Here is a 26,333-nt window from a genome sequence, read left to right as displayed (position 1 = left end):
GAGTCAGTACATTCACAAGGATCATTAACTTATTTTTTACAAATCTACATTTTAATAAAGATGAATAAGTCTTAACAACAAATTAAGTGATTACTGGAAAATTTATCAATTCATACCAACGAAAGCAAGTCTTTTAAATTCACTTTTTCTATTTTACAATTATTAGAACATCCTTTGCTACAAACAGCAATGTAATAATTTTCATTGCAAAAAACATGAATATTAGTACCGTTAAAATTAATGTCATTTGATTCTGAAGATACTATGTTTAATTTATCAAAATCTTGATTTAATCCCAATCCTGTATATTTTGTATACGCTTCTTTTATAGCCCAAATTCTTAAAAATTCAATATTAGAATTGTCATGAGTAGATAAATACTCTATTTCATTTGTGGATAGTACACTGCTATAACAATTCTTTTTTATTTCAACTATATCCTGAATATCTATACCAACTGGATTATCCGAAATAGCACAAATCACTTTTGATTTAATATGGGAAATATTAAAATGTATATTCGGATAATTAGTGAAATATGGTTTGCCAAAATTAGTGTAAGAAAATGATAATCCACTCAATTCAGTATTAAAAATTTTTTTAATACCGTAAACAGTCAACAAATAAGCAATTAATGAATTACATTTATCTTCATAGTTTTTAAACTTATTTACATAGTTCCTTCTATCAATAGGTAACTTTATCATTAATCTATTGAAATTTAGAATGGAGAAATCTTCATCAGAAAATATAAAAATCTTAAGTACTCCAGGTTTCATTAAACTTCCTCTTCTATAATATTCTTATTTACAATTATATATAAATAATTTAAATCAGATTTTTAACTTGAAATATTTAATTAATCTTAGCTTTTGTTGTTTATAATACTAAATTTAAGTATTGTGTGTAATATTCGAGGTTATAAATTAAAGTAATACAATGAACCATTAGAAGTTTTTGTAATAAATTTAAACAAGTCTTGTATGCTCTATTCTTGCATACAACTATACAGCATATAGAAGTAACCTCTCTCTCTTAGCAATTCATCGAATTTTCCATCTTCAATGATTCTACCATTCTTTAATACTAATATTTTGTCATATTTTTTTAACATATTTGAATATAATTTATGAGTGACAATAATTCGAGTCGTATTTTTTAAATCAAGTATGGCATTTTCTACCTCAAATGTTGTTTCAGTATCTAATGACGCTGTAGCTTCGTCCATTATAATTATCGGTGTTTGCTTTATTAATGTTCTCGCAATCGAAACTTTCTGTTTTTCCCCACCTGATAAATTTTTACCATTCTCACCACACATGTATCGTGTTCCCCTTGCATTACAAATATTTGATAGACCAGAAAATTTAATGGCTTTATTTACAATATCTTGATCAAAATGTTTATACATTGTAACGTTATTTTCTATAGTAGTATCAAAAATAAAAACATTTTGTTGTACGACAGAAAATAGATCGCTAATATTTTGTGGACTAATACTACTTACGCTTACTCCATCGATCTGCACAGAGCCTTCATTTGGTTTATTAATACCCAATAAGATATTTAGGAGGGTAGTTTTACCAGACCCACTTGTTCCCACAATTGCGTAACTTTTTCCTTTCTCAAATGTGAAATTTAAATTCTTTAGTACATCCTCGTTGTTATCATATCCAAAAGTCACATTGCAGATTTCAATTTTATTATCGAATTGTTTTTTTAAAATCAAGTTACTATCATTGTTTTCAATAAGGTAATCTTTAATTTTAGTTATAAGTTCATCAGCAGCCTTATACTTAGAGATAACTGTAGGTAATTTTTCAAATGGTGTTATTATGTAATTAAACAATTGAATAAAGGCAAGCAAAGTACCAACTTTCAATTCACCTTTAATAGCAAGATAACCTCCTATACCCATCATTGCCATTACAACGAAGTAACCAATAAAGTTTGTCCAAATTTCAATATTTGTTATATTGTTTCTCCTATGTCTCTTCTCAGTTTCAACGTTTAGATTTACTTTGTTAAATACGTTTAGTATTTCATCCTCAGCATTAAAACTTTTAACTACTGAAAAACCACTAAGCATATCTTTAATACTAGACGTATATAATTCATTTACTAACGATACATTTTTTTCTGAATCTTGAACTTTTTTACTAAATATAAGGGAAACAGCTAAAGGAAGAATCGAAAGCAACAATACAATAATACATATCCTGATATTTAATATCCCCATTGAAATTATACCACAAATAAGGAGCGTTATTAATCTTAATATAGTGAAATAACTTTCAACAAGATTAATCTCTATGGAATTCACATCATTATTTAAAGCCGATATAAATCTTCCAGTCTTACTAGTATTAAAAGAATTTGTATTTAAGTTTAAAATTTTACGAAAAATATATTCTTTGTAGTTACACATTATTCTAAAAATAATGTTATTTCTATAATATCTAAGTAAATAACTAAATATTACATTTACTACTAAAACTAAAATACCAACTACCAAAATAGAGATCAGCTTATTTAGTGAACCGTCAGATGCAGAATTCAATGTCAGCATTAATATAATTGCAACAGCTATTTCGAATCCAACTGATAATACTGTTAATAGGCTAGCAATACAGAAATAACCAAAGTTCATTTTAATAATATTCTTCAAAATGATCACCTTTCCTTTTTAGTATCTTATCGTAAATCAAACGAATTGTATTGTTACCAGCCTTTCTCATCTAACCAAGCTTTCAATTTCTTTTCTCTAGAGCTTGTATCTTTTTCTAATTGATCAAATTCAAACACACCTTTAATATTGCCATCAAGCAAGTAAATTACCTTACTAGCGTACGAAGCAATTTTGACATCATGTGATACAAAAACAACAGTTGTCCCCTCGTTATTAATGGTTTTAAAAATCTCCATTACATCATTAGAAGCTTTAGAGTTTAATGCTCCTGTAGGTTCATCTGCAAATAAAACCTTTGGTTTATTTATCAGTGCCCTACAAATACAAGCTCTTTGTAATTGACCGCCTGAAACTTCTGATACCAAGCGATCCTTACAATCTATAATATTTAATTTTTCCATCAAACTCTTTGCACGATTTAAAATATATTCTTTTTTTTCTTTACGGAGAATTAGAGCAGGAAGTATAACATTATCTATTATACATAAGTTTTTTAACATATGCATTTGTTGAAAAACAAATCCCATATCTTCAAGTCTATGTTTCATTCTTTTCTTTTCTTTAAGTCTGAATAACTCATAATTTAAAAACTTTACACTACCGGAATCAAAATCATGCATACCACTTATTGAGTATAACAATGTCGACTTTCCTGATCCTGATGGCCCCATTATAGCAATAAAATCACCTTCATGAATATCAAAATTAATTTCGTTTAATATTTTTGTTTTCCCATAGTACTTTATTAAATTTTTAGTTGAAATAATACTTTTATTCACATTTCTCACCTCTTTTAATCACTTATCGATTCAAAGTTAATCTTATTAATTTGTATTAAACCAAGCAATATTCCTAAAATAGTTATTGTTAAAAACATAACTGGAACAAATATATATGATTTAACTAAATCAAATTCAAGATTTATTTGAGCAATTCCATAATTTCCTAGTGCACTTTGTATAAAACTATTTCCAAATATTATCGATAAAGAAATTCCCATAAAAAGTGATGTAAGTAAAACAATAATAATTCTGCTTCCTTGCCAGGTTCTAATTAATGACGAATTTGACCCAATAGATTTCAAAACTGCAATTTGATTCTTCTCTCGATTAATAAATAAAACAATAAAAACATATGAAAGTAAAAGAATAATTATGAAATCAACAATAATTATAACAATTACAGCCGAATTAACTGCTATAGTTAATGATTGCACTGAATTTCCCAGGTATTCTTCAGCGGAGTATATTGTCAATTTGGGGAATTTTTTCTTTAGATTATAAACAGAAAAATTTGTTTTCTCTGTGAAATTTCCAATATATTTTACTGAAAGAATATAATCTTTTTTAAATTTATCACCTAGTTTGACAACTTGTCCACCATTATAAACAGACTGAAAAATACCAACAACTTTACATTTTGTCTCTTTATCACCCAATTTTAATCTAATATTATCACCAATCGAAATATTATATTGTTTTGAAATAATTGTCGTTATTGCAATTTCGTCATCTTCAATGGGTGCATTTCCTACGAGAAAAGTACTCTCTTTAAAATTGTTATCACTAATTAAAAACGTTATATTTTTTTGGGTAGAGCCAGAGTTAGAAATCAACAATGCATTGCCAGCATACTCCTTCGTTAATTCCACAGACAAATTATTGTTCTGAAATTCATCGGTCAATTCTTTAAAATCTCGATCAGTCTTTTCAATATCTACAAAGCCATTATCGTCATAAATTTCACGATTCAATACATACATATCTCCATATGAAATTCCTGAATAATTTTTTATAAACCCTTCTTTATTAATGGTATAATTTAACGCCAATGGAATTTCTAAAATAAAAATGCACAAGGTGAATATGGTTGACAAAACAATATATTGTTTCCGTTTTGAAAGTACTTCGTTTGTGGCTAAAGTTGTTCCAATATTTTTACATTTTGTTCGATATATCTTAATGACATTTTTATTCTTATTCCTCTTTTCGATTTGATCATGTAAAAATTCAATTGGACTATATTTTTTTATTTTTCTCATTCCAATATACATTAAGAAAACAATTGAAGCAACCATTACCATTTCCGAAATCAAGCAATATAATAATATTTCAGAAATATCAGGAAGTATTATCGATTTGGAGTAATCTAATATAATTCGATTTGTTATAAATAGTGACAGAACAAAACCAATTCCTCCTCCAATTATAGAAAGTATAATGTATTTATAAAGGTATAAACTTTTAATTGTTGTTATAGGTATACCAATAGCTTTCATTACACCTATGTTTTTGTTCTCATCTCTTATTAAAGCATTTATTAAAAATAATAAAATTAAAATAACTATAGATACAACTATAATGCTTATTAGTAACAATAAAGCTGCGATAATGCCGTTATCCATAAAATTTGAAAGAGAGAAAAGCTCTTTTGAAAATACTGCGGTAGGTATATAACCAGTATTGTTAGTAAAATCTTTTTCAAAATGAGAACTATTATAAGTATTATCAAAAACAACTGAACTTAAATTAAACAAATACTTTTTATCTATTAATTTCTTCAATTTTGAGTAATCGTTAGGGTTCATCATTATCCTTTTTATTGACATCATACTTGAACCAAAAGAAGGATCTTTAAAGAAGCCTCTCACTTCAAAAACAAATTTATCACGTGATAAATTAATTATTAATTTATCTCCTTGTTTTATATCATATAATTTTTGAAAATAATAAGGTATATAAATACTGCCTTCTGAAATTTTTTTAATCTGTTTATTATCCTTATCAATGACAACGTTTAAATTTTTCGGAAGAGTTGAGAACATATATGTGACACTAGGTGAAAGCGATTGAAAGCTCTTACCGTTCGCAGAAAACTCTAAATTATTCTTTTCTACTACTATTGTTTGAGTTGTTTCAAATGATGAGATTTTATTACTATCATCAAAATAACGATTTATTTCAAAATCTTTTTTTTCTGATGATGAAATGTATATCATCGCATCACCAATTTTACCCGTTTCAGTTAGTTTTTCCCCTCCACCAGAACTAACAAGTAAAAGATTTACACTAGTTGCTAAAAGTAGTCCAGCAATTGTAATTATCAACAGAACAATTGAATTTATCACTTTGTTTTGAGATAAATCACGAAAGATTTGTTTAAATATCAGCATAACTGCATACCTTTCTATTATGATTTGTTTAAAATTTATTTAAAGATTGAAATGCATTGCTGAGCATAGAACGCACATTATTTTCACTTTCTAAAGTAGTCAATAAGCCTTCAAAATAGATAGTATTATCTTTAAAATATATATTAGTTATGGGAATGCCTGAACATTTTTTACTGCTATTTTTTTCAAAACCAGTAATTTGTTTTGCAACGTTTCCTAAAGTGATTGTGTTATTCAAAACTGGTATAAAGCTATATGAAGTATCTATTATTTTTTCTAATACTTCATCATCTCCAAATAAAATATGATTACTAGATAAATCGTTATTATATAAAAATGTGAATTTTTCTTTATAATGAGTTTGTTTAAAAATGAAAGAATCTGAATTAGTATGAGGGATAAATTGTAAAAACAAACCTACATCATTAGTAAAATCATAATTTTTTGTTTTTCTTATAACATTTAAAGTGAAATATGCTAATTCTTCAAGTCCAAATGCATATTTTAAGCTTCTGATCCATGCACTTTCAACTAAATCGAACAGATCATACAAATTGTTGTTATTAATGTTAATATTTTCAATCTTATGATTTATCATTATCAAATCTTTTGATGCAATTTTTTTGTTTTGATTTTTTACTTGAGTAGTAAACTTGTCTAATTCGAAAACTTGGTAAAATTCCCTTTTTACATTAGGACTGATTGTTTTATCGAAGAAATCAACATAATTCTTATAATCACTTGTTTTATTATTATTTTCATTTTTAAAACTCACATTTTCAATATAATCCTGTAATATCTGACCACTAACACCATCAAATACGATATGTGAAATAATACTTAATAGAAGTATTTCCTTACTATTTACTTTAAAAGCTACTGTTAATGATATAGGTCTTAGAATTAGTTTTTCTAAAAACTGTTGAATAAATTCCGAAAAAATATTTATCTCATTAATTTGTTGTTTTTTATCAAGTTTAGAAATATCAAATAAAGGTATGCTTATAGTATCAAAATCCAAATTACTAATTATTTTTTTAGAAGACTCGCTTAAATTTATCCAATCATTCAAAATAGGAAATCTAGTAATTGCTTTCTTCCAAACTATATTACAATAATCTTCATCATTTATATTTGATGAATGATTAATAATATTGCTTTCTATTTTGCAAGTTTTTGCACCAATATCATAGCAAAATAATTGTGCCTTATTTAACTTGTATTCAACACCTACTATATTCTTTTGTTTATTTTCTATTTTATCTAAATACGTCTTTAACTCTTTTAGTTCACTATTATTTATATTTTTTTCGTTATTTACGGATTTATTAATAATAGTAAAATTATTTTGATTCAATAATTTTCCAACAGTATTTGCTATATTTTTTATATTTTGTCCCCTCATTACATCTTTAACTGAAATATTTACACCGAATTTAGAGTGGATAAAAGAAATTAATTTAATAATATCAATTGATGAGCCTCCTAATTCATAAAAACTACAAGTAGTACTAACATCATTAACATTTAGCACGGTTTTAAAAATTTTAATTATTTCTTTTTCTAAATCAGTCGATGTTGTATTTGTTCGATCAATTGCTATAGAATTTTTTTCAAATTTTGTTAGAAGAAGTTGCTTGTCTACTTTTCCATTAATCGTCAGTGGAATATTGTCAACTCTTATGAATGCTTTTGGGATCATATTTTGGGGAATCAATTCTCTAAGAGATTTAACCAAAAAATTAATATTTAAAAACTGATCTGATATATAATAGCAAATTATTTGCTTCTCCCCTGTTTCTGTTTCTTTAAGAATTACAATTGCATCCTTAATTTTTGGAATTTTTCTTATAGCTGCCTCAATATCCTCTAATTCGACTCTATAGCCATGAATTTTTACTTGATTATCAAGTCGACCAAGATATTCAATCATACCGTCTTCTCGCCACATACACAAATCACCTGTTTTATATACTAGTCCTTTAGCATAAGGATTTTTTATAAACTTATTTTTAGTTAAAGTAGGTTGATTAAGATATCCCATGGCTACTCCTGATCCACCTAAGTATAACTCTCCAGGAAGGCCGATTCCACATAATTCTTCTGAATTAACGATGTAAGCTTGTACATTTTTTATAGTTTTACCAATTGGTATAGAAGATTCCTGTTTATTTATTTTATAAGATAAAGCAAAGGTTGTAGTTTCAGTAGGTCCATATGCATTGCTTAATTTAATTTTCTTGTTATATTGCAATAATTGATTAATATGAGAAACTGAAACTTTCTCTCCTCCAATCATAAGGTACTTAATAGAATCAAACATAGAAATTTCATTTGCAATATACTGATTAAATAGAGAAACAGTTAAAAACATTGTTGAAACTTTTCTATCAATAATATATTGCTTCATTTTTCTAATATCTAATAATAATTCTTCATCTAGTATATGTAATTCTCCTCCGTGAACTAATGTTGCCCATATTTCAAAAGTTGAAGCATCAAATGCCAATGAGCCAGTCTGTGCAGTAATCATATTATTATTTAAATCAGTATAATCAGAATCATATACTAAACTTAAGATATTTCTTTCAGATACCATTACACCTTTTGGAGAACCTGTAGTACCTGATGTGTATATTATATAAGCTAATCTAGAAATATTTTTTTTATTTTTTATTACCGGATTTTTTTGATGTACCATTAATGCTTTAATATCAATTGTTGGGCTAAAATTCGTAATCTCAGATGCTGAGTTAATAATTAGTTTTGGATTGCAATCATTTAAAATCATTTGAATTCTATTTATTGGGTTTTTAGAATCAATGGGAACATAAACTGCCCCAATTTTTATAATTGCATAAAATAGTACGATTGTTTCAATGTTTTTGTTACAAATTATTGCTACTTTATCACCTTCTTCAATACCATTAATTTGTAGAGAATAGGCGCACGAATTTGAAAGTTCTTCTAATTGCTTATATGTTATATGTTGATCTAAATATACAACTGCAGTTTTATCGGGAAACTTAATTGAATTATTTGATATGATTTCTGATAGTGAGACGTCTACATCAAAATATGCTTCTCTGTTTGTAAATTTAGACAATATCATATTTTTTTCCTTTAATGTACAAACATTAACATTATCTAGTATATTAGATGAACTATCTAACAAAGAGAGATAACAATTATATAAATGATCTATCATATAAGACATTACTCTCTCATCAAACATTCCCGTCCTATACTCAAACACTATCTCATAGTAATCATTAATTAGATTAATACTTATTGTCAAATCAAATTTTGTTTCAGTAAGATCTACATCTCTTATTTTTATATCTACATTTGGAATATTAAAACTTTGAACATTGATTATATTGTTGTATGTAAACATTGTGTTCAAAAAAGGTTGAGCAACATTTTGAAAATCTAAGTTTATCTGTTTAGCAATTTTCTCAAATGGATAATTTTGATGTTCAAATGAATCCAGACAAACACTTTTTACATAGTGAAAAAAGTCATTACAAGTGCTTAATTTATCAATTTTAAATCTAAGAGGTAAGGTATTTACAAACATCCCAATTAAATTTTCTGTTTCAGGGATTACTCTGCCACTTGAGGGTACTCCTATAACTAAGTCAGCTTGATTAGTATATCTATTTAATAAAATAAGAACACCAGATAATAGAAACATAAATTCTGATATATCCTTACTTTTTGCATAATCACGTATTTGGGAGCTGATCAAAGGATTAATTTTCTTCCGTATTGTGGTTGCAGATTTATCTGAATCATTAATATTTCTTGAAAATGGGAATTTGATTAATTCTGGAATAGTTTTATATATAGACTGCCAATATAATTTATCTTGAACATTGTTATGTTTATTTATCCACTCACTATAATCCTTATAGTGCCATTTTAATTGTTTTTTTGAATCCCCTTTATATAATGCAAATAATCTTTCAAATAGTAGTTTTACACTAATTCCATCACCAACTAAATGATGCCAATCAAGTAACATGTAATATGAATCTACATTATACTTAATAATTTTCAATCTGATAAGACTTGGTTCGTTAAGTTTAAATGGTTGAACAAAACTTTTTGTCTCTGAATCATAAATTCTATTATTAAAAGTTTCAATATACTCAAATTTACAATTAGCAGATGAATGAACTTTCTGCATTGGAACACCATTTGTTAATATGAACGAAGTACGTAATATTTCAGTTTCATCAACTAAATTTTGAAAAGCTGATTTTATCTTATCAATATTGAATTCTCCATTAATTTCTATAATAATTGGCATATTGTATCGAGTTGATTCTTCATCCTCTATAGAAGAAAAATATATCATTCTTTGAGAAGGAGATAATGGATATTCATCTTTTTCATCAGCTTTTTTAAGATGATTAATATCATTATTTACAATAAATGGTACAAATTCTTCAATAGTTGGATGATCAAATACATGACTAATTGGAATCTTATAACCTAACTCTAAATCAATTTTATTAACTATTTCTAAAAGCTTTAGAGAATTTCCTCCAATTCTTATTAAGTTATCTTTAATTCCAACTTTATTAAGCGAAAGTACGTCTTGGACAATTTTACAAATTTTTGTTTCAAGTTGTGTTCTTGGTTTACAATATTGGTATGATATTTTATGAACATTCTTTGGTAGTAAATTTTTATCAATTTTACCATTTAAAGTTTGGGGAAATTCTTTAACTTTACAATAGTAGGTTGGAATCATATAGGAAGGTAATTTAGACTCTAAAAAATTAGCTAATTCCTCAAATGAGACATAATTATTTTCTATAAAGTACACAACAAGATTTGGATCTTTACTTTTATTCTTTTTGGAAATTACTATTGAATCTTTAATACCAGGAAATGATTGTACAACCGTATTTATTTCACTTAATTCAATACGATAACCTCTTATCTTAACCTGATCATCTAAACGTCCAAGATATTCTAAAATACCATTCGTATTGAAACGGCCCAAATCTCCAGTGCGATACATTCTTAGTTTTGTATTGGGTTCTATTTTGAAATGTTCTCTAGTTAATTCAGGCAGATTATAATAGCCTTTTGCAACACAAGTACCTAAAATACATATTTCTCCTGGTATTCCAACGCCACAAATCTCATCTTGATCCATTATAAGGATTTTAGTATTCCAAATAGGATTTCCAATTGGTACAGGTTTACTTTCTATTTCATTTAAATTAATGATATAATCACAACAACCCACTGTTGCTTCTGTAGGGCCATATTCATTATGAATTTGCATATCTTTACCATATTTATCTATAAATTTTTTTATAGTATGGCTTTCTAACTCTTCACCCCCTATTATTATCGTTTTTAAATTTTTATTAAGATTTCCATCCAACATAGAAGCAATTTTCAAATGTGAAGGTGTTAATTTAATAATAGTAATTTCAGGATCTGAGAATATAGTAGTTATATTGCTTATAACATCTTTTTTATAAATTTTAAGTTTTGAGCCACTACATGGACCTCCAAAAATTGTTGTATTTGTAAGATCAAAACAATAATTTGTAAACAATGGAATAACTTGTTGACCTTTAAAATAACTTTCTAAAGCATATTCTATGTAATTCATTAAGCTTCTATGTGCTACTTGTACTCCTTTTGGGTCTCCCGTTGTCCCTGAAGTATACATAACATAAGCTGTTAAATTTGGGTTTGCTTTTGACAGAAAGTTTTTTTGTGAATATTTTAAATCCTTTATGTTAATATCAAGTTTAACAATATTAGTTTTAATCTCACGATTACTAATTATAAACTTTGGATTACAGTTTTTTAAAATATATTTGACTCTAGAAATTGGATAATTCATATCAATCGGAACATATGCTGCTCCGTTTTTCATAACTGCATAAATTGCTATCAACATTTCTATTGAGTTTTCTAAATATAATGCTACAAAATCCCCAGGTTTTATTCCCTTATTTTTAAGAAAAAATGCATAAAAATCGATATATTTTTTTAATTCTCCATATGATAAACAAACATCACCATCATCAATAGCTGTTAGGTTAGAATACTTTTGAGCAGTTTCTTCAAATAAATCTAATACGGTTTTATCAATACGAAATGAGATTTCGGTGTCATTTAGTTTATTAAACAATTCAAATTGTTCTATTTTATCACATAATGAAATTTCAGCTAATTTTTTATATGGATTACTAACTAAAGAATTAAGTATTTCAACAAATCGATGATTTAGTAAATCAATACTTTCTTTTTCAAAGAGGCTAGTGGCATATTCAATATCATAGAATATTTCATTATTATTATTTTTATTAATATGAAATGATAGGTCGAACTTAGAAATTCCAGAGTCGATTTTAACACGTTCAATATCAAGGCCATCGTTTATAGATATATTTTCAATTTCTTGCATTGTAACCATTACTGAAAACAAAGGATTCCTTGATAAATCTTGTTCTATGTTACAAACTTCTAACATCTTATCAATTGAATACAACTGATGGTTATATGCACCTAAACAGCGTGATTTAATTTGCTTTAAAATATATATGAAATTTTGATCCTCTAAAATATTTTCTCTGATAGGTAATGTGTTTACAAACATACCTAATATATTTTCCAAATCCTTTGAGATTCGACCATTTGAAGGTATACCAACAGTAATATCTTTTTGATGACTGTATTTTGATAAAAGTATCATTATACTTGATAATAAAATTATAAAATCAGTAGTATGAGTTATTTTAGCTAGATTACTAATTTTTTTTCTTAGATCAAAATTTATTATTCCGGAAATAGTCTCTCCATTATATTGTTGAAATTTAGGTCGTACTTTATCTATTGGAAAATTTAATACTGGAATTTCATCACAAAGTTCTTTTTTCCAATAATTGTAATCTTCCTTTAAATCAACCGAATTTAACCATTCTGAATAATCTTTATACTGAAATTCACTTCTCTCAATTTCACACTCATTATATAGTGTTGCTAATTGATTCATTAATAATTGAATTGATATGCCATCAGAGATAATATGATGGATATCGATAAATAAGAAGGAAGTTAATGTATCAAGTTTCATAAGTTTTACACGAAATAATGGTCCTTTATTTAAGTCAAATGAGCTTATTAGATCCTTAATTTCATGCATTTCTAATGAATGAGTAATATTTGAAAACTCAAAGTCAATTTCTATTTTAGAATGTATTCTTTGAAATAAACAACCATTCAATTCTAAAAAATCTGTTCGTAATATCTCATTATTATCTACAACTTTCAAAAATATTTCTTTAATCTTAGCCTCATCTACGCTTCCACGTAAAAGGAATAAATTTGGTATGTTATATAATGTATTTTCAGGGTTCTTTTTACAAAGATAATATAAATTCTTTTGTTGTGGTGTTGCACTATAATAGTCTTTTTGATTCGCTTTTTTCAAACTAAAATTCGAATCAATTGTTTTGGATATAAAGAGAGAAAGTTGTTCAACCGTAGAGTTTTCGAAGACATCTTTTATTGAAATTCTAACCCCCAAATTTTTTTCGATTGCATTAATTAATTTTACGATTCTAAGAGAGTGGCCACCTAAATCAATAAAGTCATCTTTTCTACCAACATTGTCTACATTTAGTATCTCTTTAAAAAACTTGCAAATTATAGATTCTTTTTCAGTGATAGGAGGTTCTATTTCTGAAACTCTATCTTCTTTAATTCTCAACAAATTCTTTTTATCGAGTTTCCCATTAATTGTTAATGGTATTTTTATAACTGGAATAAAAACATCCGGAATAAGATAATTAGGAACAGAGCTAAGCATTATATTTTTTATTTCTTCGCCTGTAATATTCTTTGATATATAGTATGCCACCAATTCTTTTTCTTCTATATTTTTTTCGCGAACAAGTGCTACAGCATCAATAACTCCATCGATATTTCTGATAATACTTTCGACTTCTTGTAATTCGATTCTAAACCCTCTTATTTTAACTTGATCATCTATTCTTGAAACATACTCAATATTACCATCCGGCAACCACTTTGCTATGTCACCTGTTCTATACATCTTACCATCTCCAAACGGATTATTGATGAATTTTTCAGAAGTTAATTCAGGAAGATTTATATAACCATTTGATACTCCTTCGCCAGTTGTACAAAGTTCCCCCATCACACCTATTCCACAAACCGAATTATTGTTTAAAATATAGATTTGAGTTCCAGAAATAGGTTTTCCAATAGGGATTTTAGTAAAGGTCTCGCCAATTTCATACATAGTAGTAAAAGTTGTATTCTCAGTTGGACCATAGCCGTTCATTAATCTCGTAAAATGATTTTTATTTTTAAACAACTTAACAAAATATTCTGATAATTTTTCACCTCCTATAATCAAATTTTTAATAGTGTCAAAAACATGATAATCTATTGATACAACCTGGTTAAATAAAGTTGAAGTCATCCACATTGTATTTACATTTTCTTCCAAAATTAGTTCTTTTAAAATATTTGTATTACTTAAAGAATCTTCGCTAGATAATACCAAAGTTCCTCCATTTAATAGAGCACCCCAAATTTCAAAAGTTGACGCATCAAATGAAAGAGAACCCGTTTGAAGAATAACAGTACTAGTATTCAGATTTAAAAAGTTATTTTGATGCACTAATCTTACCACAGAACGATGACAAATTAAGATCCCTTTGGGAGTTCCACTCGTACCTGATGAATATATTGCATATGCTAAGTTATCTGCCTTAACATTTATTATGGGATTTTTTACGCTTTTATTAAATTTGAAACTAGAAATGTTTATAAATGGTACATCAATTGCTTGAAGCTTGGTATTTCCTAATATAGCGAAAGGATTTGTATCTTCAATAATATACCTAATTCGCTCTAATGGATACATTGGATCAATTGGAACATAACCTCCTCCTGCTTTTAAAATTGCAATCATTCCAATAATTGTCCAAATATCTCTATTGGCAATAATAGCAACTAAGTTATTTTTTTTTATTCCTCTATTTATTAATTCATTTGCTAAACTGTTAGCCAATGAATTAATTTCGTCATAAGTATAACTTTTATTTTTATATTTTATCGCTACAGTATTCTTATTATTTTTTACAATACTCTCAAATAATTCAACTATAGTATGTTGACTAACTTTTGTAGATTGGACCCCACTAAAATTTTTAAGTATAAGTTCTTTATCAAAATTTGATATTAACTCAATTTCAGAAATAGTTATATGATAATTTCCCACAATTTGATAAATGATATTTTCCATATAAGTGAGAATTCGTTCAATATCCTCATTGGTATATTTATTAGGATTAAATAATAGGTCAAAATTAATTGTATTATCTTGCTCACTAGCGCTGAGAGTTAAATCATAGCTTGTTTCTTCTCTTGCAGTTTCTAACTCAATTTGAAAAGGATTTGCTGTATCATTAATTTTTTTGTAATCAATAAAATAATTTTCAAAGACAAATAATGTTCTAATCGATTTGTTTGATATATTGGCTTTATTTTGAATCTCTGCTAGAGAACATAAAGAATACTGACTTTTATCAATATAAGTTTTTTGATGTCTTTTTACTAATTGAATAAATTCTTCATTATTACGAGTAGTAACACGTACAGGTATAGTATTAATAAGTAACCCTACAAGACTATCAACATTATGTATATTTCCTTCTCTACCAGAAATTACTTCTCCAAATACTACATCATCGCAATAATTATATTTTTGTAAAGTAATTCCCCAAATACATTCTAATAGACTACTCAAAGTAATCATCTCATTTGAACATATTTTCTTTACTTCTTCAACAATACGCAAATCTAATTTCTTTTTATTTCTTTTTACATTTATGGTAGACTTTTTAGGAACTTGAGTTGGGGTAATCGTAATCGTGTTATCATAACCTTCTAAAATATCACTCCAGAAGTTTAATTGATCATCAGTATTCTGTTTTTCTAGCCAATTTTTATATTCTTTAAATGAAGTCTCCTCAGTTTTTCTTTGATTTAACTCAAATTCAATGTCCTTTACTTCATATCCTTCAGTAAATTTTGAATAACATATCAAAAAATCTTTAAGAATTAAGCCTACACTCCATCCGTCTAATATTATATGATGAAATGTCCATAATAACTTGTACTCATAATCGTTTACTTTTATCAATGTCACTCGTAAAAGTGAATCCTTCTGAAGATCAAATCCTCGGTTTATATCATTAATCTGAATTTCATTAATTTCATCTGAGATATCATAATATTGAAATTCAATTTCACGATTAGAAAGAACAATTTGCCTAGGTTTAGACAGTTTCTTATAGGAAATTGCTGACCTTAAAACCTCATATTTTCTTGATAAAATTTCAAGCGTTTTTCTGATGAGGTTCTGATTTAAACTTCCATTACATTTAAATACATATTGAACAACATAGTCAGTTTTACTTTCATCTGCTAGATAATGATACAGTATTCCTTCCTGAAGTGGAGAAAGAGAACAAATCATCTCAATATTATTATTTTTTACTCTCATGATAACTTTACCTTTACCTTATTCAAAATCTAATTCATCAATAATTTCTAGATCTTCGGAACTTACATCATTAGTTGTAATATCAGAAATAGTACGAATATTATATTTATTTTGTAAACAGTGAGAAATACAGTCTTGTATAGCAGTTTTAAATAGTTGCAAAAATGTACTCATTTCATTAACATTATAAATTCCAGATAAATAGTCTAATACAAATATCAATCGACCATCAGAAATCGTTCCATTAATATTAATTCGTCCTGGCAGAAAATTTTGTTCGCTAATGGATCTACCAATATCTAAACTTAACCGCTTAATTTTTGTTTTCTCATTAATGTTACCCAAATAATTAAAACATATCTCAATATTTTGATAATTAATATTTTTTGAAAACGCAGCATAGCCAATTCCATGATTTGGTACCTTTCTTAATAGTTCCTTGTTAGCTATAATTGACTCTTCTATATTCGACGTACAATGCACTTTTACTGGATAGATATTTGTAAACCAGCCTACAGTTCTTTCGTTATGAACATTGTACTTACCTAAGTTATACCTACCATGTCCTTCCAAATAAATAATTGAGCTGTTAAAATTATTAATCTTATAAATTGTTATTCCTAAAGCTGCTATTAAAATATCTTGAATATCCGTATTGTAAGATGAATATGTTTTATTAATGAGATTCTCTGTTTCTAATTGACTAAGACTAAAAGTTAATTGAGAATATCCTTTAAAAGATTTTGTTTTATCATAACTGAAACAATTCTCATTTGAGTTGTTAAATACATCCAACCAGTATTTCTCTTCTTTACTATTAGATTTTAATTCAAATAAATATTTTTTTAGTGATTTACTCCATAAATCAAAAGAAGCTGTCTTCAATGGTAATTTTAACTCTATTTTTGAATTAATTTGATACATTAACTCTTCTAAATCTTCTAATAAAATTCTCCATGAAATTCCATCTATAATTAAATGATGTATACAAATCAATACTGGAATCCTTGATAAACCTTTAAATGCAGCAATATGGATCAGCGGTCCATTACTTAAATCTATTTGACTTTGAACCTTTATACAGGCTTCTTTTATCCAAGCATTATCTAAGCTATTACTTTCCAGATTAAACTCAAAGTATCTAAAACAATCATTTTCGGAAAAAGGTCTTACGTAAAGTTTATTGTTTTTATACACAGCTCTTAAAATATCATGATACTTCACAATCATAGTAAGCGCTTGCAAAAAATATTCAAATTTTTCTTTCTCTATACTTATCAATACAGACTGATTATAGTAATTTTTTACCGGTAATTTCCAATTATTAAATTCATCAATAATTGGTGTAGTATGGGCAAAACCCGTAAATTCATTTTGATCATAATTGACCATTACATTCTTCTTTATACGAGTTGCAATCTTTGATATAATCCCTTCTTCAAGAATTGTTTTAATTTTTAAGTCATAACCTAGATTACGTAGTTTAGATACAACTCTTAATGCAGAAATTGAATCTCCTCCTAGTTCATAGAAACTATCGTCTATACCGACTCTCGTTTTTTCAAGTACTTCTTCTAAAATCTTACATAAAATTATTTCCATTTCATTCACTGGTAAAATATATTTAGATGTAATTGTTTTATCAACAGATGGTAAAGATTTTTTATCAAGTTTACCATTAATTGTAGTAGGAATCTGATTAATACGTATAATATAAGAAGGTACCATATATGAAGGTAATAGTTTTAATAATTCTTTTCTTAAATAGTTTAAATCAAACTCTTCATTTGAAACATAGTAACCAATTATTTTAGTATCACTTTCATCACTATTACTTTTTACGATAGCAATTGCATCATCTATTCCCGATATTTTTTTTAATGCTGATTCTACTTCACCGAGTTCAACTCTGTATCCATGAATCTGAATTTGCTCATCAATTCTACCAAGATACTTTATTTTTCCGTCAAAGTCTCTTTTAGCTAAATCACCTGAACAGTATAAACGCCCATTATCAAAGGGATTATCAATAAATTTCATTGATGTTAATTTAGAATTGTTAATGTATCCTCTAGTCAAACCCTCCCCACTAACACAAAGTTCACCGGGTTCACCTATGCCGCATAAGTGACCATTATTAATAATGTATAAATTGAGTGTGTCTAAGCACTCACCTATATGATTAATTCCATACTTAATTTCATTATCTGATATTTCATTGTAAGTAACATGAATTGTTGTTTCAGTTATTCCATACATATTTATCAACTTAACATTAGGATACATTTCATGCCATTTGTAAAGTTTAGATACATTTAAAAACTCACCTCCAAAAATAACATATCGTAATGACAAGCTTTCATTTTTAGTTATTCTTATTAGATTGTAAAATGATGAAGGTACTTGATTGAGTACTGTTACCTTTTCACTAATTAACAACTTAAGAAATTCGTAGCTATCTTTAGAAACATCCTCTTTAACAATTACAAGTTTTCCACCGTATAATAACGCACCGAATATCTCCCAAACAGAAAAATCAAATCCGTAGGCGTGAAACATTGTCCAAACATCATCACTTTTGAATTTAAATGGATGTTTAGAATTGAAAAAGAGACTTATTAAATTTCTATTTTCGACAATAACACCTTTTGGATTTCCAGTAGTACCTGAAGTATAGATGACATATAATGCATTTTCTGGTCTTATCACAATATCTAAATTTTCTTTTAGGCTATCATCGTCGTTTTTAAAGGTAACAGGAAATTTAATTACGTTTTTTCTACTACTATTAAAATCTATATCTTTATTTGTTAAAATTACGACTGGTTTACAATCCTCTATTATATAATCAACTCTAACCTTTGGATAGTTTGTATTAATTGGAACATATGCTGCTCCTGTTTTTATAACAGCTAAAATTGAGATTATCATATCAATCGATTTGTCAAAAAATAAACAAATAAACTTCTCAGGGCCAGCTCCCCTATTGATTAATTCATGAGCCAATATATTGGATTTTTCATTTAATAATCTATAAGTAATTTGTTCAGTTCCTTCAACTAGAGCAATATTATCAGAATATTTGTTTGCAACTTCTTCAAATAAAGTTGCAATTACACTATTAATATTATCATTTGGTATTTTAGTTTTAATTTTTCTTAATAAATTTTTCTTTTCATCTTCATCTATTAACTCAATTTCGTTGATCTTTTGATTTATATTTGTAACTAGTTGATCGAGTATGTTAGTATAATACTTAGATATAATTTCAATTGTATTCTTATTGAATAAACTTGTTTTATATTCAATACTTAAATCATAATTATTTTTTGAAACACCAATTTGAAAAGTTAAATCAAATTTTGATTTTTTACTATGAATTTTAATAGATTCGGAAGTTATTCCCTGTAAATTTAACTTAGGTTCCACATTGTTCTGCATTACAAACATGATATCAAATAGTGGATTCCTGTTTATATCACGAGAAAAATCAAGATGTTCTATAATATTTTCATATGAAAAATTCTGATAGTCAAGGACCTCAAAAATATTTTTTTGGAGATTCTTTAAAAATTCTCCAACTTTCATATTTTGTTCTATTTGGATTCTTAATGGGATAGTATTAGCAAACATTCCAATAATACCCTCTAAAAATATTTTTGATCTACCAGCTGTGACAGTTCCAATAATGAAATCATCTTGTCTACTATATCTTTGACATAAAATTGATAATGCAGTAATAAAAATAGTATATTCAGTTATGTTGAATTCTCTAGAAACTCTATTTATTTTTTGACAAATAGTAGGATCTAATTTAGTTCTTATAATCTCGCCATTATCATCGAAGTGTCTTAATCTTTGATAGTCTGTAGGAAAATTCAATATTGGAACTGTATCTTTAAATGTTTTCTTCCAAAATCTTAAGGCTTCAGTGGTATCCTGACAATTTAACCATTCACAATAATCAATATACTGGAATTCAATGCTATCGTTATCTTTCAAGCCATTATAGTAATTACTGAGTTCCATACATAAGTTCGACATACTAATACCATCACTAATAATATGATGAACATCAAATGCAAATATGTACTCATCATTTTTAATTTCAATTAACTTAACTCTTAATAATGGTGAGTTACTTAAATCAAATGGCTTAATGAAATTGTCAATTTCAAATTTTAAATCAGTATTATCACATTTTATATATTCCATTTCAATGTTTACATCATCTGAAATAGTTTGATATACTTGATCATCTTCGATTATAAAACGTGTTCGTAAAATTGAGTTTTTCTTACAAACTTCTTTTAGTGAAGTTCTCAGTTTGTCTACATCTAAGCTTCCTTTCAATTTTGAAAATTGAGGCATATTATATGCTACACTACTTGGATCTTTTTGACAGTAATAATAAATCCCAAGTTGATTTGGTGATAACTTGTATTTTAATTTTTTTATTGTTTTAGGAATCGAATCTTTTCCTTCATTCTTAGCAATATTAATTTTACTAGTTAAACCTCTTACAGTATCATCACTTAATACATCGCTCACTTTTAGACGAATATTTAATTTATCATCAATTTCATTGCATAACTTCATCAAAAGTAATGAATTTCCACCGTGTTTTATGAATGAATCATCAATTCCTAAAAAATCAGTATTTAATAATCTTTTAAAAATTTCACATATAACTTCTTCATTATAATTTGAAGGTTCAACAATATTAGTCTCATTATGACTTCCCTTCAGATTTCTAAGAGATTTAATATCCAGTTTCCCATTAATTGTGTATGGTATTTTTTCTACAATATACCAATAAGAAGGTACCATATATTTGGGTAAAAATTTTTTGCATTGGCTTTTTATAAATTCAGTATCTTTGTCCTTGTTTAGCATTACATATGCACACAATGCCATATCTTCTCCAACTGGATTATAGCAAACTGCCACATTATCCACATACTTTAAATTCTTAATTACATTTTCAATTTCTTTAATTTCAACACGATATCCATTAACTTTAACCTGCTCATCAATTCGTCCTAAAAATTCAATATTTCCATCCGGTAACCACCTTCCTAAGTCACCAGTGTGATATAATCTACTATTCACAATCGAATTACTAGTGAACATTCTCTTAGTTAGGTCATTATTATTTAAATATTCTATCGCTAGACCACTTCCGGATATACATATTTCTCCAGGAACATACACTCCACAAATTTGGTCTTCATTTAGTATATATACTTTTTTATTTTCAATAGGTTTTCCAATAGGGATACGTTTTGTTAAGGAGTTACCAGTATATTCAAAATGGGTTGCACATACTGTTACCTCTGTTGGGCCATAATCATTAGAAATTCGAATACCTCTATGTTTCTCTGCTATTAATGGTGATAATTCTGCACCAGCCGAAATTACACTTTTCATAGATGAAAGATTTATAATATCTAATATCATTGGCGGTAAAATTCCAATAGTTATTTTATAATTCTTAATGAATTTTTCTAATAAATATGGATCGTTTCTTATCTCCTCTGAAACAATATAGAGAGATGCTCCACACAAAATACTCATTGTAAATTCAGATATAGAAGCATCGAATGAAAAACTAGCAAACTGTAACACTCTATCTGTCTCAGTTATTCCTTGATTTCTAATAAAATGTTCTCTAAGATCGTTTAAACCACTATTACTAATTATTATTCCCTTTGGTTTTCCGGTAGTACCTGAAGTATATATGATGTAGAGAGGAAGATTTACACTAGTCTCATTTGTAAAGAGATAGTTACTATTTTCTATAGAATTATTGATTTCGTTCTTATGTATCAGCATAAGCCCATCATAGGTTTCATCATAATCTGACAGCACTAATTCTACTCTACTATCATCTAAAATATACTTTATTCTATCATACGGATATGAGTGATCAATTGGTACGTATACACAGTCAATCTTTGCGATACCTAACATAGCTGCAACAGCAAAACACTGTCTTTTGGCAATTACAGCAACTTTCATTCCTGGTGAAATTCCTTTTGCAATTAACATTGAAGATATTTTAGATGCATAAGAATTTAATTCGCTATACGTATAACTTTCAAAGTTATCACAGATTGCAATTCTATCAGGAAATTTCACAGCTTGATCTTCAAATAAATTAGCAAATCGTTTTCTATTTTCAATTCTATATTCTGTTTCATTAAATTTGTTAAGGACAAGTTGCATCTCGTCTGAATTAAACATTTCAATTTCATGATATTTCTTATTTATATCAAGCATTTCGTTCAAAATACAAAGGTAATGCTTAAAATACCACTTTATGCTTTCTTTATCAAAAAGACTCCTTCTATATTCAATTTCTATCTCATTCTCTGAACGATTTGTATTAACTATAAATGCTAATTTAGATTGTACTTGATGTTTGGGTATTGGAATTCTTTCTAATATCAATTCTCCAAAATCTAAATTTACTTCTCCAATATTTTCAAATACAAATAAAATATCTAATAAAGATTTCAATGAATCTTGACCATTCAGTTTAAGAGAACTTTCGATTTTTTCATTTGTAATTTGTTGATGCTTTTGAATTTGAATAATTTGCTCCATGCTTTCGTTTAATATATTATAAACACTATTATTCGACACATGAAAATTATAAATTTGAGTGTTCACAAACATCCCTAATATATTATGAATATCATTTAGATTTCTACCAGATAATACTATACCAAAGCCAATATCGTTATTACATGTATATTTACTTAACATCAATGCAAAAGCAGTGCAGTAATATGTATACTCTGTAATTTTTAAATTAAAACATAGATTTTTAATTTGTTCTTTTAAATTATTAGGAATAGTTGCATAGAAAGTATCACCTTCTAAGTTATAACTCTCTACATAATCCGAAATTAATGATGGTGCTCTAAAAATCTCGTTTTTAGTTCTATTAGCAAAATATATTTCATTTTCCGTTTTATTCTTAGTAGAAATATATCGACAATAATCGTAAAATTCAATTCCAGTTCTCTTTGTTACTTTACCGAAGTAACGATTAAACAATTCTAAAATAAATAAATTCACTGATATTCCATCAAATATTATATGATGGATATCTAAAAATATCATTCCATCATGAGCGTCTATCGTATTTAATGATTTATTACATTCATAAACTTCCAACCTCAACAACGGTCCATAATTTAAATTAAAAGGCCTAATAAGTTTGTATAAAGCATCAGTATTATTAAATAATCCATCATCAATTTTTCGATTAACTCTTACATCAACATTTTCATTAACATTTTGCACTAAATTATTATTTTCAAAAGAAAATGTTGTTCTTAAAACTGAATGTTCAGCCACCATATCCTCTAAACATTTTTCAAGTTTATCTATGTTTAATTTTCCTTTGTATTTAGCTAAGAAAGGCAAATTATAGGATGTATCGAGTTCATTCTTTTTGCACTCGAGATATATTCCCAATTGTGTAGAGGTGGCAATTTTATTCCCTTTTTCTTCTAAATGCTTTATTGTTTTAACTTTTGATCCAGTGTTTAATTTATTTTCAATTATTTTTCTAATTTTTTCAACACAAGGATTCTTATAAATTTCATCTATTGATAATGAAATTGAAAATTCTTTTTCAATTTCATTTACTAAACGAATCATATCAAGCGAATTCATGCCGAATTGTAAAAAATTTATTGAAGTTTCAATTCGTTTGTTAGTTAACTTATATATTAGTCGTAAAATTCTACCTTTAATATCAGAACTAAAATATTCATTAATATCATATTCAATTTGTGGTAATCTTTTTACATCAATTTTACCGTTATCTGTTAAAGGAATTTCTTCTATTTGGAAAAATTTAGAAGGAATCATGTATTGAGGTAAAATTTTTTCAATCTCTTTCCTTATATATTCATTGCTTAAATTTTTTTTAGAAAGATAGTATGCAATTAAATATATGTTATTATTAGACTTATGAGGTACTACAACTGCGTTATCAATATCTGTTATTGTTCGAATTACATTCTCTACTTCGTCAATTTCAACACGAATACCATTTAGTTGAACTTGAGTATCTAATCTACCTAGATATTCCATATTTCCGTCAGGCAACCATTGAACGATATCACCAGTCCTAAGCATTTTACCATCACCAAACGGATTATTTATAAATTTAGAATCAGTTAACTGTTTATTTCCTACATAACCTCTCGCTAAAGATTGACCTGTTACACATAGTTCGCCAGGCATATATATCCCACATTCTTTCTCACCGTTAAAAACATACAATTTTACATTAGCTACTGGTTTTCCTATAGGAATTTTTTTTGGTACATCTCCGCCTTGATATTCCCAAACTGTACAGACTCCACCTTCACTAAGGCCATATCCATTCAAATATCTGCATGATTGTTTAATTTTATTTACTACATCATTGGTAGTAGCCATACCACCAGTTTGAACAATACGGACCTTTGAAGGAATATTGATAAGATGACAGTACTGAGGTGGCAATAATAATAAAGTTACATTATTTTTTTCAATAAATCGTTCGACAAATTGTATATTTTTTAAATCATTTTCATTTATAAGACAAATACAAGCCCCACTAAATGCTGTAGTATTCAACTCTAATATATAAGTGCTAAACATAAATGAAGCAAACTGTAGAACCACATCATTCTTTCCAATATTAAATCGTTTATAATTATACTCACAATAGTTTACAACAGAATGATGTTCAATTTGAACACCTTTAGGCCTACCAGTAGTCCCCGAAGTATATATTATTAAAGCTAGATCATCAGGAGAATTTATATTTTGAATTTCATTATTCTCATGCTCAACTTCAAGTAGTGATTTAAAATCTATCGTTTGTATCTCAAATTTATCAAAATTTGCTGTAGTAGTATTAAGAATATACTTGGGATGGCAATCTTCGATTATATATTTTATTCTTTCAAAAGGTAATTTTGCATCAACAGGTACATAGCAACCTCCTGCTTTTAAAACTGAAAAAACGCTAAATATCATTTCTGGAGACCTTTCAGAAATGATCATTATTAAATCACTTTTATTTATAAAGCTTCTTAAGCTCTTAGCAACTCGATTTATAATTTTGTTGGCTTGAGAATATGTATATTTTTGATCCTGATAAATTATAAACAAATTTTCTGGATTGTTATCTACACTTCTTTCAAAAACTTGGTGAATACATAAATCATGAGAGAATTCTTGAAAAGTATCGTTAAATTTTGTTTCAATTAAACTTCTTTCTTGTTCTGAAATTAGATTAATATCATTTTGTTTTATACAATCCCTGTCAAGCAAACTTTCAATAACAGTTTTAAAATGCAAATAAATAAACTTCAAATAATCTTTTGATAAAAATAAATTATCCCCAAATAACCTGAACTTTACTTCATGATTATCCATAGTCACCTGTAAATTTAGTGAGAATTTATCTTCTATTTCTGAGTCAAAGCAAATAATACAATCAGTTAAAATTAATAATTTATCCTCATTTTGAAGACTTATACTTGGATTCATTATTTGTTTATCAATTTTCATTAAACATTTTTCATTAAATTCATCAGTTAAATCAATTTCTAAACCGTAAATTTGATCTTTTTTCTTATAAGCTAAATAAAATAAAGAGTTATCATTAATAGACTTTAAAACAGTTGCATACGCATAACAATACACTGTTTTGACATCTACATGATAACTCTTTGCAATTTCAAGAATATTAATATTTAGAGAATTAATATCAAATAATACCTCGTTATAGTTAACTAGATTTGAATCGCAATCAATTCTTTTTCCAAAAAAATATACTTTATTTCCATCTTTCATGATAAATAACTCCTAAATTTATA

Annotated in this window: 6 protein-coding genes; all 6 read right to left on the bottom strand. The window is 27.0% G+C overall.

The genetic code is table 11. The annotated features are described in order from the left end of the window. Nucleotides 1-110: 110 nt before the first annotated feature. The 6 genes from ACERDH_RS01925 to ACERDH_RS01900 all read right to left on the bottom strand — a co-directional run bounded on the left by ACERDH_RS01925 (nucleotide 111) and on the right by ACERDH_RS01900 (nucleotide 26,310). On the bottom strand, nucleotides 111-779 hold the full coding sequence (locus ACERDH_RS01925) for a 4'-phosphopantetheinyl transferase family protein (RefSeq protein ID WP_386686847.1): 669 nt from the start codon (nucleotides 777-779) through the stop codon (nucleotides 111-113). A 209-nt stretch (nucleotides 780-988) separates the two neighbouring features. Beyond that, entirely contained in the window at nucleotides 989-2,668 is a 1,680-nt protein-coding gene (locus tag ACERDH_RS01920) for an ABC transporter ATP-binding protein (protein WP_386686844.1), read from the bottom strand. Nucleotides 2,669-2,721: 53 nt separating this feature from the next. Next, nucleotides 2,722-3,468 (bottom strand): ABC transporter ATP-binding protein, encoded by a 747-nt coding sequence (locus ACERDH_RS01915; RefSeq protein WP_386686841.1) that lies wholly within the window; start codon nucleotides 3,466-3,468, stop codon nucleotides 2,722-2,724. 14 nt (nucleotides 3,469-3,482) lie between these two features. Continuing rightward, nucleotides 3,483-5,861, bottom strand: a complete 2,379-nt coding sequence (locus ACERDH_RS01910; RefSeq protein ID WP_386686838.1) for an FtsX-like permease family protein — start codon at nucleotides 5,859-5,861, stop codon at nucleotides 3,483-3,485. A gap of 28 nt (nucleotides 5,862-5,889) precedes the next feature. Continuing rightward, nucleotides 5,890-16,440 (bottom strand): non-ribosomal peptide synthetase, encoded by a 10,551-nt coding sequence (locus tag ACERDH_RS01905; protein WP_386686835.1) that lies wholly within the window; start codon nucleotides 16,438-16,440, stop codon nucleotides 5,890-5,892. A gap of 18 nt (nucleotides 16,441-16,458) precedes the next feature. Beyond that, nucleotides 16,459-26,310 (bottom strand): non-ribosomal peptide synthetase, encoded by a 9,852-nt coding sequence (locus tag ACERDH_RS01900; protein WP_386686832.1) that lies wholly within the window; start codon nucleotides 26,308-26,310, stop codon nucleotides 16,459-16,461. Nucleotides 26,311-26,333: the final 23 nt, after the last annotated feature.

The organism is Streptococcus bovismuti (genome assembly GCF_042436615.2).
GTDB lineage: Bacteria > Bacillota > Bacilli > Lactobacillales > Streptococcaceae > Streptococcus.
This window is presented reverse-complemented; position numbering and strand designations above follow the sequence as displayed.

Excerpts from the sequence above, each read along its gene's own strand:
- ACERDH_RS01900 (WP_386686832.1), bottom strand. The coding sequence starts at position 26,310 with ATGAAAGATGGAAATAAAGTATATTTTTTTGGAAAAAGAATTGATTGC.
- ACERDH_RS01910 (WP_386686838.1), bottom strand. The coding sequence starts at position 5,861 with ATGCTGATATTTAAACAAATCTTTCGTGATTTATCTCAAAACAAAGTG.
- ACERDH_RS01905 (WP_386686835.1), bottom strand. The coding sequence starts at position 16,440 with ATGAGAGTAAAAAATAATAATATTGAGATGATTTGTTCTCTTTCTCCA.
- ACERDH_RS01925 (WP_386686847.1), bottom strand. The coding sequence starts at position 779 with ATGAAACCTGGAGTACTTAAGATTTTTATATTTTCTGATGAAGATTTC.